This is a genomic window from candidate division WOR-3 bacterium, from assembly GCA_039801085.1.
Lineage (GTDB): Bacteria > Hydrothermota > Tepidihabitantia > Tepidihabitantales > Tepidihabitantaceae > JAOABP01.
The window spans coordinates 51230-65237 of sequence record JBDRTY010000001.1 but is presented as its reverse complement, the minus strand read 5'-3'; the positions used below and the strand labels follow the sequence as shown (position 1 = coordinate 65237).

9 protein-coding genes are annotated in these 14008 nt (G+C 54.7%); 8 read left to right on the top strand and 1 reads right to left on the bottom strand.

The window, feature by feature from the left end; all coding sequences use genetic code 11:
- Positions 1-20 precede the first annotated feature (20 nt).
- The 6 genes from ABIK48_00305 to ABIK48_00280 all read left to right on the top strand — a co-directional run bounded on the left by ABIK48_00305 (position 21) and on the right by ABIK48_00280 (position 8419).
- On the top strand, positions 21-1220 hold the full coding sequence (locus tag ABIK48_00305; GenBank protein MEO0020603.1) for a glycosyltransferase family 4 protein: 1200 nt from the start codon (positions 21-23) through the stop codon (positions 1218-1220).
- On the top strand, positions 1217-2185 hold the full coding sequence (locus tag ABIK48_00300; protein MEO0020602.1) for a lysylphosphatidylglycerol synthase transmembrane domain-containing protein: 969 nt from the start codon (positions 1217-1219) through the stop codon (positions 2183-2185). The genes ABIK48_00305 and ABIK48_00300 overlap by 4 nt, the downstream gene beginning before the upstream one ends.
- A 4-nt stretch (positions 2186-2189) precedes the next feature.
- On the top strand, positions 2190-4670 hold the full coding sequence (locus tag ABIK48_00295) for a YfhO family protein (protein ID MEO0020601.1): 2481 nt from the start codon (positions 2190-2192) through the stop codon (positions 4668-4670).
- Positions 4618-6183, top strand: a complete 1566-nt coding sequence (locus ABIK48_00290) for a glycosyltransferase family 39 protein (GenBank protein MEO0020600.1) — start codon at positions 4618-4620, stop codon at positions 6181-6183. Before ABIK48_00295 ends, ABIK48_00290 begins: the two co-directional genes overlap by 53 nt.
- Positions 6184-6251: 68 nt before the next feature.
- A complete protein-coding gene (locus ABIK48_00285; protein MEO0020599.1) occupies positions 6252-7028 on the top strand; it encodes a hypothetical protein in 777 nt (258 codons plus the stop codon).
- Positions 7025-8419 (top strand): PorV/PorQ family protein, encoded by a 1395-nt coding sequence (locus tag ABIK48_00280; protein ID MEO0020598.1) that lies wholly within the window; start codon positions 7025-7027, stop codon positions 8417-8419. Before ABIK48_00285 ends, ABIK48_00280 begins: the two co-directional genes overlap by 4 nt.
- 16 nt (positions 8420-8435) lie before the next feature.
- Here the strand turns inward: ABIK48_00280 and ABIK48_00275 are convergent, their stop codons facing one another.
- Positions 8436-9821 (bottom strand): T9SS type A sorting domain-containing protein, encoded by a 1386-nt coding sequence (locus ABIK48_00275; protein ID MEO0020597.1) that lies wholly within the window; start codon positions 9819-9821, stop codon positions 8436-8438.
- A 309-nt stretch (positions 9822-10130) separates the two neighbouring features.
- Here ABIK48_00275 and ABIK48_00270 point away from each other — a divergent pair, with 309 nt between their 5' ends.
- Both ABIK48_00270 and ABIK48_00265 read left to right on the top strand, forming a co-directional pair.
- The gene (locus ABIK48_00270) at positions 10131-11174 is read left to right on the top strand and encodes a hypothetical protein (protein ID MEO0020596.1); all 1044 of its coding nucleotides are present in this window, start codon (positions 10131-10133) and stop codon (positions 11172-11174) included.
- Positions 11171-13999 (top strand): TonB-dependent receptor, encoded by a 2829-nt coding sequence (locus tag ABIK48_00265; protein MEO0020595.1) that lies wholly within the window; start codon positions 11171-11173, stop codon positions 13997-13999. Before ABIK48_00270 ends, ABIK48_00265 begins: the two co-directional genes overlap by 4 nt.
- The last annotated feature ends 9 nt before the right edge of the window (positions 14000-14008 follow it).

Below are 14008 nucleotides of genomic sequence, written 5' to 3'. Positions count from 1 at the left end.
GCTTGCGGCAGGGATGGCAGATGAAGATATTATACATCGCCACCGCCTACCCGCGCTCGGAACAGGATATCATAACACCCTGGCTCGTGGAGACGGTCCGGCGCCTGCAGTCCGCCGGCCTGCAGATCACGATGTTCACCTCCGCCTATGCCGGTCTGGGTGATCAGATCATCTTCGGCACACCGGTCAAACGTTTCCGTTACTTTTTCGCCCGCTGGGAAAGATTGACTCACGATGAGACCGCAATTGACCGGGTGCAGAAGGGGCTCTTAAACAAACTGCTGGCGGTCTTTTATCTTTTCTTCGGCACGATTGCGTGCTGGCGGCTCTGCCGGAAGGAGAAATTTGACATCATCCATGTCCACTGGCCCCTGCCCCACTTTCTTTTCGGCTGGGCAGGGGCAAAAGCCTGCGGTGCGCCGATTGTGATCAGCTTTCACGGTGCCGAGCTGATGGCGGTCCGGCACAAGTTCAGAATCCTGCGTCCGTTTCTGCGCTGGGCGATCAGCCGGGCAGACCGGGTAACCGCCAACTCCACCCATACGGTCCGGGCGATCCAGGAAATCTTTAACCGGCAGGTGGACATCATCCCGTTCGGCGCCACGGTGGGGGAACCGGCCCGTTCGTCTGAACCTGGTGTCAACGGTGAAAAACATGTTCTGTTTGTCGGCAGGCTGGTTGAGCGCAAGGGTGTCCGGTATCTGATTCAGGCGGCAGCACTCCTCCGGCAAAAACAGCCGGTGATCATTGACATTGTCGGCTCCGGTCCCGAGCTTGCCGCACTCCGGAAACTGACCGCCGAACTGGGACTGGAAGGGACGGTCCGGTTTCACGGCTCAGTACCGCAGGCACAGCTGGAGGAACTGTATGCCCGCTGTGATCTGTTTGTTCTGCCGGCGGTAATTGATGCCAAGGGCGACACTGAAGGGCTGGGGGTTGTGCTCATTGAGGCGATGACCTGTAAAAAACCGGTAATTGCCTCGGCAGTGGGCGGGATCACCGATCTGGTAATTGACGGCAAAACCGGACTGACGGTACCGCCTGCGGACCCGGAGGCGCTTGCCCGGGCAATTGCCCGCCTGCTGGAAAATCCCGGACTTGCCCGTAACCTGGCAGAGGGCGGCTACGAACACATCCAGCGCAACTACTCCTGGCATGCGATCATTGACCGGCTCATCAACCTTTATCACCAGCTTCAGCCCGCCGGCTCGGAAAAATGAACCCCGGTCCGGACCGCCCGCAGAAAAAGCTCAACTGGCTCCGATATACCCTGGGCACGCTCATCGTCGTTGTCTCATTCTATTTTCTCCTCAGCCGGCTCATCCGCGACTGGCACCAGATTCCATTTGACCGTATCCGCTTTCAGCCCGGACTCCTGATTCTCTCCTATCTCATCCTGCTGCTGTTTCATTTCCCGCTCGGTGCCTGGGGCTGGCAGCTGCTCCTTGCCGGTCTGGACGCCCGGCTCCCGTTCGGACGGGCACTCGCCATTCTCACTGTCACCCAGCTGGGAAAATATGCACCCGGCAAGGTCTGGTTCACGCTCGGCAGAATGTCCTTTGCCCGCCGGGAAGGTGTTCCGGAAGCCCGAAGCCTCGCCAGTGTGGTCATTGAAACCGGTTTTCTCCTGCTCGCCGCGGTATTCCTGTTCGCCTTTGCCATCTTGCTCCTGCCCCGCACCGTCGTTCCCCGCACCATTTATTACTCATTCCTCCTTGCTCCCCTCACTCTGCTGGTCACCTATCCCCCGATTCTCAACCGCATCCTCAAACCGCTGCTCCGGCTGTTCCGGCAGCCCCTCTTTGAACTCCGAATTTCCTATCCCCGGTTACTGCTTATTCTTGGCGTCTATGTCCTGGACTGGTTTGTTCAGGGGCTGGGCTGCTTTGTGCTCTTCAACTCCTTTTATCCCCTCCCCTTTTCCCGGCTGCCGATTCTGCTGGGCGGGTACGCCATCTCCTGGATTCTGGGATTTGTCATCCTGATTGCCCCGGCCGGACTCGGCATCCGCGAAGGCATCTATACTTACATACTCAAACTGGTAATGCCGGAAACAGTTGCTATCATATCAGCGTTGATCACCAGAATCTGGATGAGCACCGCCGAACTGGCAATGGCACTTCTCTGTCTGCCGGTTCTGAGCCGCAGATTGAAGGATGAGAAAACGGATAAACACCGGAGGTAATCAAATGGCAAAGAAGCACCATCCGCAGAAAGTTACACCGCCCGGGAAAACGCCCGCAGGAGGTGCGGACCGGAACCGCTCCGGGCCGGTCCCGGAAAACCGGCTGCACCGTTATGCGGTCGCCCTCCTTTTTATTCTGCCGCTGGTCTTTTTCGGCAGATTCCTCTTCGGCACGGTGATGATGTTTGGCACCGACTTCATCGGCGGTGGTGGCTATGCCGCTCACCAGTTCATGGCAGAATACATCCGCAAACATCTGACCGTCGCCTTCTGGCAGCCTCAGATTCTCTCAGGCCAGCCCACGGTTGCCGCCTTCTTTGGTGACCTGTTCTATCCCACGATGCTCCTGCGGCTCTTGCTGCCGGTCCATGTGGTCTGGGCTTGGACCTTCTTCCTCCAGACCTTCATTGCCGGACTCGGCACCTACCTGTTCCTCCGGGAACTGAAACTGCACACCCTTGCCGCCTTCCTCGCCGGTGTCGCCTATATGTTCTCCGGCTCACTGCTCACCCTTGCCCTTGCCGGCCATGACGGCAGACTGATTGGCTCCTCACTGATGCCGCTGGCGCTCTTTTTCATCACCCGCGGCATCAACCGGCGCCAGCTTATCTGGTTCGCCCTCACCGGCATGACCCTCGGACTGCAACTGCTCTCCGGCCACATTCAGAAGGTCTATTACACGGGCTTGATCCTCCTCGCCTGGTTTATTTTCTGCTTTATCCGCACCCTCCGTCAGGAGAAAAATACCGGGCTCGGTGTGCGCCTTGCCGGATACTTTGTGCTGGCCATGCTCTTCGCCTTCGGCTTGGCAGCGGTCCAGTATCTGCCGATCTACGGTAACCTGCCTTATGGCGCCCGTGGAGCGGAACGGGGCTATGAGTTTGCAACCTCCTGGTCAATGCCGATTGCCGAGATTTTTGACCTGCTGACTCCCCGCTTCTCGGGTGGACTGGAAAACTACTGGAGCAGAAACCCGTTCAAACTGCACAGTGAGTATCTGGGCATCCTGCCGCTGCTTTTTGCCCTGCTCGGACTGATCCGCACCTGGGGAAAACCCCGCACCCGCTTCTTCTTTTTCGCCTTCATCATCGCCCTGCTGATGGCATGGGGAGGCAACACCCCGTTTTACCGTCTGCCCTATTATCTCCTGCCCGGGTTGAGCAAATTCCGCGGACCTGGCATGATCTTCTTTTTAGCCGGCTTTTCCATCTGTGTCCTTGCCGGCTTCGGAATTGACCGGCTCCTTGACCGTCAGCATTCCGCTGAAAGAAAAAAAGACCTCCGCCTGCTCATTTATGCTGCCGCCGCTCTGCTCCTGCTCCTGCTCTTCTTCCTTGCCGGTCGGAATGCTGCTACCGCCCTCCTCAACCCCGGCGCCCGGCTTCCCCAGTTTGAAGCCAACTATCCGGCACTGCTGACCGGACTGGTCCTGGCACTCCTGATCTGGCTCATCGGCACCGGACTGGTTGTTCTGGTTACCCGGAACCGGCTCCAGCCCCAGCTGTTTACCCTGCTCACTGCACTTGTGATGACCATGGACACCGGAATTGCACTCCGGCTCTGGGACAACAGTCGTGGCTACATCCGCGCCATGCCGCCACCGCAGGAATACTTTACCCCGGATGAGGTGGTCCGCTTCCTGAGTCGTGACTCCTCCTACTTCCGGGTTCTGCCCCTGAATTACGAACGTTCCGATGAAGGCGAACTCTGGCTCCATAATATCCATTCCACGGGCGGCCAGATGCCCAATCCGCTTCAGAGCTATCAGGACTTCATCGGCGCAGGCAAAAGTGTCATGTTCCAGGCTAACAATCTCCTCAACCCCAACTTCATGAACCTGCTTAATGTCAAGTATGTGATTACCCTCAACCTGCCCGAAGACCTGTCCCGCTATGATGCCCAGACCCGGCAGATTATCAGCCAGCTTAAAACCTATTTCAGCCAGCCCTGGTTCCAGCCGGTCTTTACCGGTGCCCGCTATGCGATCTACCAGAACCTCCGCTGTCTGCCCCGGGCATTTATTGTCTTTAATTATCAACTGGTAAATAGCCGGGAGGAACTGCTTGCCCGGCTCATGGATTCAGCATTTGATCCGGCGCACACCGCGCTGCTCTATGCCGACCCGGGTCTGCCACCGGTAACCGCTCCCGACACCACCGCCCGCTGTACCATCACCTTCTATGATCCGAATATCATCCGCCTTCAGGCACAGCTCAGCCAGCCCGGACTGCTGATTTTAAGCGAAAATTACCATCCTGACTGGCAGGTCCGGGTTGACGGCAACCCCGCAACCCTGCTGCCGGCGTTTCATACCCTGCGCGCTATTCCGCTCTCACCCGGTACGCACCAGCTTGAACTCACCCACATTCCGCGTTATTTCAGACTGGGCCTCATTCTGACCCTCATCTCCATCATGCTTCTGATTGCGATCAGTGCCATTTCTCTTATACCGCACCGGAAAAAGGCAACTCCCAGCAGTGGCTGAGCCGAACACCACCTCTCTTACCCGTCGTGATTATCAGCTCGCCCTGCTCTTCTTCGCATTGATACTGACCGCCAATCTCATCCGGCTGAATTACTGGAGCCCGCTTCCGGATGAAATCAACTATGCCCGCTGTGCCCGCTCGCTGATTGATAACAGAACCATCATCAGCAATGACATCATGTTCTTTCCCCCGCTTTTTGTCTACCTGTCTGCTCTGCTCCAGTTGCTGGGAATGGAGCTGCTGACCTCAGTCCGGCTGATCTCGGCCCTCACCGGTGCGGCAATTCTGCCGGTCCTGTATCTCACCGCCCGGCTTCTTTATCCGCCGGCAACCGCACTGCCGACATTACTTCTGACCCTGCCCCTGTTCAGCCTCCGCCTCTACAGCCGGCTGGGCCAGGTAGAAATAACGATGCTGTTCTTCATCATCCTCAGCATCCTTTTTTTGCTCCGTGCGCTACGCAGCGGAAAAGGCTCCGATGCCATCCGTGCCGGGGTGATACTCGGACTCGGGCTCTGGACCAAGGAGACAGCGCTCGGCGCCACAGCAGTGGCGGTGATCTTCATTCTCACATCATCCCAGTCACGCTGGCAGATGCTGGGGAAATTTCTGCTCGGACTTGCACCACCGGCACTACTCCTTTTCATCCTCAGCATCTTCACCGGTCGGAACCTGCTTTTTGAAATCATGGCAAGTCGCGGTTATGACATCAATATGCTGCAACTGAACCCGCTCGGCAACCTCATCGCCCTGGGCGCCAATCTGGGCTACAACCTCGTTCCCCGCCTGTTTTACCCCTGGGAGATCCTGATTTTCATCCTCCTGGTACCGGCGGTATCCATCCTTTTGCTGATTGCACTCATAAAAGGGGTAAAGGATAAAAACCCGTTCAGCCGGCTGGTACTGATCTATCTGATCGTTCATCTGCCATTTTTTTTCTTCTTCTCGCGGAAGTTCGACTATTATCTGCTCCCTACTGCCCTGCTGGTACTTTTTAACGGCGGACTGACGCTGCTGGCAGCCGGCACCGGCCGGACCCTGCGCCGCACCGGGTTGTGCCTCCTGACGCTACTCTGTCTCGATAATCTCTATGCCGGCTATTTTCTCTACTGCAACCGGGGCACCCACGCCTCATTTGAGGAAGCTGTCGGACAAATTGAACCTAACACCACCGTTGCCACCTCGCACCTCACACTGGTAGAATACCTCGCACGCCGTGCCGGCAGGCAGCTTCAGGTCCGGGAACTGTTTGAACCCGGCACTTACCGGCTTCATTCCGGAGTACTGGCTGACAGCACTATCGGTGCCATTTTGCTCAAGTACTATTACTATCAGCGACTGATCAGCCTTTATCCACAGGACTGGGAACGGCTGCAGGCCCTCTTCCCCTTGAAAATGGAATTGATTGATTACCACTGGAGCCCCCCTTCCCGCCATTTCCCAATCAAACTGAAGGGAATTACCGAGTTTGCCAAACCGATCGGCGTTGTGATATTAAGGCGTCCGGATTAATTACGTTTCGGTTATAGAACCGGTAACCAGTTTTTTGACAATCACCACGGTATTGCTAAAATCTTAATGTGAGCCGCAGCTGCAGGTGGAGCGTGCTCGGGGTTCTGCTTATCACATTGACCCCGGCCCGATCCCAGCTGAACCTCAGGCAGAACATCACCGACCGTCCGCTGCTTCAGCTGGAAATTGCTCCGGATCAGAACGACCAGCTCCAAACCGGCGAAAAAAAGAATTACCGCTTTTTTGTCAATCTGTCGGGAGATTCCGGTTCAATTGTAGAGTTTCTGCCGCCATTTCTGCCCGCCGGCTGGAACGGTCAGTTATACGATTCGGCAAACACCTTGCTGCTGACGGACGATGACCGCGACGGCTTCCCCGAACTCGGGTTTGTCCAGCCGGGCAGACCGCACTATTTCACACTCCGGATTGAAGCTCCGACTGACTTGAGCGGCGACACCGGAAAGCTGGACAGCGCAGCAGTAGTCATCACCGCCTTCCTTGATAATGACAGCCTTGTCCGGGACAGTGTCCGGTTGAATATCAGACTTATCCCGGGATTACTGATTCACAACTTCCCCAATCCTCTTGAAGACCAGACTACTTTTGTGATCGGTATTCCGGATAATGGCGAAGTCAGTCTGTTCATCTTCAATCGCGCTGGCAAACGCATCTGCACTATCCTGCAGCACGAGCCCCTTGCCACCGGTGTCCATCTGGTCGGCTGGAACGCCCGCAATGACCGCAATCGACCGGTTGCCTCTGGAACTTATGACTACCTTTTAGAATGGAAACAGGGAGAAAGGGTTCACCGGATAAAGAAAAAACTGGTAGTCAACCGCCGATGAGCATATTGTTATTAGTGGCAATCTCCCTCTTTTTTACCGATCCGGGACCGGGAACTTCGGTTTTACCGCTGATCAGACTGGCAGAGGGCCCGCGGGGCGCCGCGCTGGGAGAAGCGCTGACCGCAACTGTTGATGATGCCACCGCCCTTTATTGGAACTGCGGCCGGCTGGGAAAAATCAGAGATTATGCCCTGTCTTTTTCTCATCAGATCTGGTATAACGGCACCAACGATGAACTTCTGCATTTTGCCCTGCCCGCTAATCGGGGTGTTCTCGGATTCAGTCTGATCTATTCCGCGACGCCCGGAATCGAATTCTGGAACGAACAGAACCAGCCCGGAGATACCTTTAGTACCTGGAACGGTATCCTTGCTCTCGGCTACGGACTGCCGGTCGCACAAAAGTACTTTGTCGGTGCCGGATTGAAGGGGTGCTATGAAAATCTTTATACCGGTTACGGCTATGGCACTGCTTTTGATATCGGCTTCGCTGCCGAACCTTTTGAGTTTCTCAAAACCGGGCTGGCACTGCGCAATCTGGGCTTAATGAAGTACAGCCGGCTGGAAACGCTGCCTGCCGAGCTCATCCTTGGACTTGCCTGGACTGCGAGCAGATTACGACTGCTTCTTGACGGCGTTTACCCCCATGACCGGCAGTTTCATCTCCGGCTGGGGATTGAGTATCAGCCGATCACCGAGCTGAGCCTGCGTGCCGGCTACCGGACCGGTCCTCAGGACCTCAATGAGCTCGGAGCGCTCAGCGGGCTGACTGCAGGCATCGGTGTCAATCTAACAAACCTTGCGCTTGATTATTCGCTCTCAGGCTACGGTAAACTGGGCACAGTTCACCGACTCGGCATTCGACTTAACCTTCCGCGCTACGGTCATGGCAGTCTGCGCATCCGGGTAATTGACGCTCTGACCCGTGAACGGATCTGGGGCAGTATCAAACTTCAGGGTGTCCGGGAATTCATCGGCGAAACAAACCGGGCCGGCGAACTGTTGATCACCGGACTTGTACCCGGACGCCTTATTATTCATACCTTCCGCAAAGACTATCAGGCGCGCACAGATACCATGTTCATCATCGGTGATCGCGAACAGTCAGCGGTCATTGCACTCCAGCCGGTGCGCTACTCTATGATTACCGGCACTATCTATGATGCGATAACGAAAAAACCTGTGTCCGGCACTGTCATCTATAAGGGTGCAGTGTATGGAGAACAGGAGACCGACCCTGATCTCGGAATGTATACAATCAGAAACCTCCCAAGCGGCAGGTACCTAATATCAGTTCGCGTACCGGCACCTTATATCCCCCAGTCCTGCACCCTTGACTTACCGCCCGGACAACTAATTCAGCAGGATTTTTATCTCGAACGGCGCCAATAAGACAGCCGGCACCTATTTACTCTCGGACCAGCAGCACCTTGCTGACCTCCGTCCGATTCTTAACCGGTCTGAAGAAATAAACTCCAGCTGACACCAGTCTGCCCTGCCTGTCTCTTCCGTCCCAGCGGGAATCACTTCCGCTCAGCTCCTTCACCAGTCTACCCTGAAGATCATAAATCCGGACACCATCAGCACCAGTAACGGTCATCACAGTTCCCAGTCGGCAGGGATTGGGATAAACCGTCAACCATCGCTTAAACCCGACCTCCTGTGCCTCCTCAATGCCCAGAATTCGGGCAAGCAGCCGTTCTGCCCACCAGCACCGCAGCGCCAGTTCGGTAGTATCACGTTCCTCCGGCGTCTGTCCCTGACTGCCATATGGGGAAGCGATTACCGCAAAGTAAAAAGTTGCCTCGCCGCCTGCCGGCAGATCCACCGGTCCGACCGCCAGCAGTGCCCGTTTATCGCCTGGCTCAGAATCAAGAGAATCATAAGGCTCATAATTGCCCGTCCGGTAATTATAACCTTTTAGCGTCAGATACTGTTCTGCATCCCGGACCGGATCAATCTCAATGGTAAACCGCTTGAAAGCGCTCAAGTTAAGACCATTGGGCGCCAGTAGCAGCCGTACCGCCACTGCACCGGGTGTTCCTGATTCCCAGACCGAACTGGACGTCTCAATGTTATTGTAATCATAGAAGAAACCAGTGTTCTTTACCCGGAATGTGTCAGTACCGACTACAAACTGCCGATCGAGAATCAGTCCGGTCATGTCATCACCGGGATAACCGATATCGGCATCAACCACCAGACCGGCATACATCTGATTCAGCACCCCTCCTGAGGCGTTGACAAGTTCATATTTCAGGATGAACATGTCGCGCGAAAATGAGTCTGAGAACCCGTAAACGGTTAGATAGACATCAACCCCCAGCGGTCTCCCCGGCGCGTTATGGCTACCCGGCTCCGAGTCACTAAAACACATCCAGAGATCCATTTCCGAACGCGCCTGCTGTGGTGCCATCGGAAATCTGGCTGCCGGTGGTGGCCAGTCACCCGGATATTTATAAACCCGATCGGCAGAATCCAGGGGTGTCTGCCGCCAGTACCGGCACAACGCCGGGAACATCTCGGTTCCCCCGGTGTTGGGATTATACCCGCAGGTAGTAAGAGTGTCATTACCGACAATCGTACCAATCCAGACACCGGCGCCGAAGATATAGAAATTCCGCAATGGCTGAGGCCAGGAACCGCCGGGTGCACCGGGACCGGCGGTCACATCAATTCCCCAGCGGCCATCATTATAGAACGGACACCGCCAGCTATTGAGATCAAACCACTTCATGTCATAGATTCCCAAGACAAGCCTCGGCAGGATTACCACAAACAGCAGCCTTTTCATAAAACCTCCTTTTGCTGCCCGTAAAATTATAAATGGGATTATCGGTTCTGTCAATCTGCCTAAAACTCTGCCTATCCTCAGCACAGATACCTGATTTGCTTGACACCAGACCGGTCTTTGGCTAATTTTAATATACCTTGGTAATTGATAAACAATCCGAATTCGGACCTGTCGTGGGCCGGGTCATTCCTTTTGACACTTTTAAGTATTCTGTTAATATTCAACAAAACCGAAGTTTAATTTCGGTATAACGCATATGAGAGCAGACAACGAAACTCATAAATCAGGAAAAATAAAAGGAGGCAGACTGTGCGGATCATAGTTGGTAAAAACCACCCGGCTGCGCCTCCGGCATCAGGAAGAAACTGGCTGGTTCTTCTGGCTGCCGGTTTCCTGCTGATAACAGTTGCCCTCACCGGTTGTGGCCGCATGCCCCCGCCGGCGATCTGGCAGCCGAGCGCAGCCGACAGCACCGCAATCGCAGCGGTAATCGAAGCAAACCGGAATCTGCTTACGGTTAATTTTAATGAAGGGGAACTCCAGTATTTTGACTGGTTGATTTCGGACTCGATTCTGAAAAAGGCAATCAAGGACAACGCTTTCAAGCAGCGTTATATCTGTGACTCAATGCAGCACTGGTTTGACAGCACGGGCCGGAAATGGGCGTATAAATTCGTCGCCGTTGCTGATACCGTTTCCAAAGAAACCACCGCAACTGTAACCGTTGTCGAAACTATCCCCGGGCTACTAAGACTGCACGCCCGGAAATACACCCGTTTTCTCCGTGATTCCATTATCATCACCCCTTCGGAGACCATCCGGCTTAAATTTCATGACACGCTGTTCACCGACACTTCAATGATTGTGGAAAAACCGATCAATGGTGTCGTCATCAACGGCTGCGTTCTGAAGAAGGAAAATGGCGAGTGGCGCTTCTGGAAGATTACCGGCGGCCCGAGGTTCTACGCTCCCAACCCTGATGATGCGCCCTATTTTATTCAAGCCTATCTGACCAACGGTGTTCGCGTTGACACCTTCTTCCTGCGTCCGGACACACTGCACTTCGGCTGTCAGCGGTTCTATGATTATCCGGATGGACTGCTTTCCTACTCAGTGAATGACAGTGTCTGGGTAACCGGGCTCTATACTGCAGTTACCGATGCTCAGAATTTCCTCTTTTACAACAATACCCGCTACCGGCTCTGGTCCGGCAGCCGGCTGAAGCTGAATCAGACCGGGGTACAGTGGCTCTATATTGAGCAGATTCCGTTCCCCGTGCTTTACGATGCCGGTGGAGAACTGACCGCCACCATCTGGGGAATTCCAATTAATGTCAAAGGAGGCGGACAATGAAGAAATTGACGCTTTTCCTGATCCTCCTGCTGACCGTTCCGGCCGCCTTTGCCGGTGTGGTCGGCAGAATCAGGGGGAAAGTTATTGATAAACGGACTCGAGAACCATTAATCGGTGCCAATGTGATCGTTGTCGGAACCGAACTGGGTGCCGCAACCGACGCTAACGGAGAGTATGAAATCAACAACGTTCCCCCGGGCAGATATAAGCTGAGTGCCTCCTATATCTCCTATAATGAAATGACGGTCACTGATGTACTGGTAGTGCAGGATCAGGTGACGGTGATTGATTTCCAGCTGACACCTACCGCGATTGAAGTGGGAACGGTGGAAGTAAAGGCAGAGCGTCCGATGGTGAACCGGGGTACGGTTACTGTGGAAAGGGTTATCACAGACGAAGAGTTCAAGCGACTCCCGGTAGTCCAGCTCTCCGAACTGGTCGGCCTGCAGGCGGGTGTAACCCAGACCGCAGGCCGCGGCTGGACCCACATCCGTGGTGGCAGATACGATGATGTCGCATATCTCGTCGATGGTGTTGCTGCCCAGGATGCGGTAGTCGGTACCCTCTGGTCCAGTCCCAAACCGACAAGTGATGCTCTGGCTTCAGTAGTTGTAGTCACCGGCGGCTTTGATGCGGAATACGGCTCGGCAATGTCGGGTATCATCAAGGCGGTTACGAAGGAAGGCGGTACCAGAACCTCGGGTAAACTCGGCTATCTGACCGACGAGGTCTTTCCCAATCCCGATTTGAACTTCGGTTATAACCGGGTTACATTCTCCATCGGCGGTCCGACCTTCTGGAACCGGCTTCGCTACTTCATTTCCACTGAATACTTCAAAACTGACGACGACCGAAACTGCCTTTACAAAGTTAATGCCCCCAGGGGCGAATATGCGGTCGAGGGCAAACTCACCCTGCAATTCCCGAAAGAATTTTTCCTCACCCGGGAAGGTATGAAATTGACGATCGATGGCTATCACTCCAATTATCAGTGGCAGACCTGGTCCAATACCTACAAGTATTACCTGCAGGCGATGTATGCCAACCGGGTGCGCAGTTACAAATCCAACATCACTCTGAACCATATGCTTTCCCCGACCACCGTCTACGAGGCAAAATTCGGCATCTTCCAGACCTCGCTCATCCGTACGGTGCGCAACTTTGACGCCGAAGCAGCTGATACCACCGGTTTCTGGGGTTTTCTGCGCAAAACCGGCATCTGGGACCGGTATTTCTTCCGGGCAGAGGACTGGGTATTCAACAATCCGGAAGGATTGAGCAAGAAGGAAGCGGTGCTTCAGCTCTACCGTTCTTACTGGCTGGCGCCGAATGGCGACACAGTTTATGCTCACAAGGCACAGAAGAAAAACTTCATGCAGGCTTATGCCCTGCTTGATTATCCACTCGGTGTACCAGGACTGTTCGTGACCGAGGGCGACAACCGGGTCTGGCATTACCGGGCGACAAATCACGCCCTCTTCAAGTTTGACCTGACCCGGACGATCTCCAAGGTCCACGAAATAAAAACCGGTGTCGACATCACCCAGTACTCAGTTTCAATGTATGACAATTCGCTCCCTTGGGATGCCAATCCATTCTGGGATGCCTATAATTACAAACCGCTCGTGGCAGCCGCCTATGTTCAGGATCGGGCTGATTTCGAAGACCTCGTAGTGCGCGCCGGTGTCCGGTTTGACTATCTGGATGCGAAGGCGAAGGTCCGTGCATTTCCCGAATCACTCGGTTCCACGCCGGAGATATCCGACAGCTTCCTGCCGGTACCGCCAAAGTTTCGGCTTTCACCCCGACTCGGTATTTCCTATCCGATTACCGAACGGATCAAATTCCGCTTCTCCTACGGTCATTTCTTCAAGAACCCGGTATTTGCAAACCTTTACGAGTATGCCGAGCGCCCGGCAGCTGAACTCCGCGGCCGGGGCAACATCATCGTCGGCAATCCGAACATGAGTGCGGAAAAAACAATCGCCTACGAAATCGGTTTTGATGCCCAGCTAACAGATGTTTTCGCCTTTGACCTTACCGCTTTCTATAAGGATGTATTTGACCTTTCCGGTGTCCGCGTTGTCTCCGCCCTGCCTCAGCCCTATACGATGTATTATAATGTTGAATACGCCCGGATCCAGGGATTTGAAGCAACGATGACTAAGGCACTTTCCGACTACTGGAACGCTCAGCTCGGCTACACCTTCCAGATTGCCAAGGGCACCGCTTCTACCGCGACCGACCAGTACCAGCGCGAAAAACCGCTCCAGGTCGATTACTATCTTGATCAGGACCAGCGCCACTCACTCCATGGCAGCATCGGACTTTCCTTCCCTTCAGACTTCATCTTCATCCCACTGCGGGATTTCAACACCTCAGCGGTGGCTAACTACGGTTCCGGATTGCCCTACACCCCGACCGACATCCGCGGCAACCGGACCGGACCGGAAAACTCGGCACGCATGCCGTCAAGTTTCACTATTGATATGCGCTTCGGCAAGGATATAAAACTGGGCGGTCTCAATCTGGCACTTTCCTGTGATATCACCAACCTCCTCAACACCCGGGTCGTCACCAGCGTCTATTCTGCCACCGGCAAGCCGGATTACGACGGCAGGATCTTTACTCCGCAGGAATTTTCGCCCGGAATCCGCTTCGGGGACCTTTACTATCATCCGGCGCGGGATTTCAATCATGACGGCTACCTGTCACAGATGGAACTCTATGAGTCCTACATGCGGGCAAGAGAGGATTATGTGAAGGCACCGACCTATTTCGGTTCCTCACGCAAGATTCGCTTTGGTGTCAGCCTGTCGTTCTAAGGGAGGAAA

Bases quoted from the DNA above. Each gene is read 5' to 3' on its own strand.
- ABIK48_00305 (MEO0020603.1), top strand. From the start codon at position 21: ATGAAGATATTATACATCGCCACCGCCTACCCGCGCTCGGAACAGGAT.
- ABIK48_00300 (MEO0020602.1), top strand. From the start codon at position 1,217: ATGAACCCCGGTCCGGACCGCCCGCAGAAAAAGCTCAACTGGCTCCGA.
- ABIK48_00295 (MEO0020601.1), top strand. From the start codon at position 2,190: ATGGCAAAGAAGCACCATCCGCAGAAAGTTACACCGCCCGGGAAAACG.
- ABIK48_00280 (MEO0020598.1), top strand. From the start codon at position 7,025: ATGAGCATATTGTTATTAGTGGCAATCTCCCTCTTTTTTACCGATCCG.
- ABIK48_00275 (MEO0020597.1), bottom strand. From the start codon at position 9,821: ATGAAAAGGCTGCTGTTTGTGGTAATCCTGCCGAGGCTTGTCTTGGGA.
- ABIK48_00265 (MEO0020595.1), top strand. From the start codon at position 11,171: ATGAAGAAATTGACGCTTTTCCTGATCCTCCTGCTGACCGTTCCGGCC.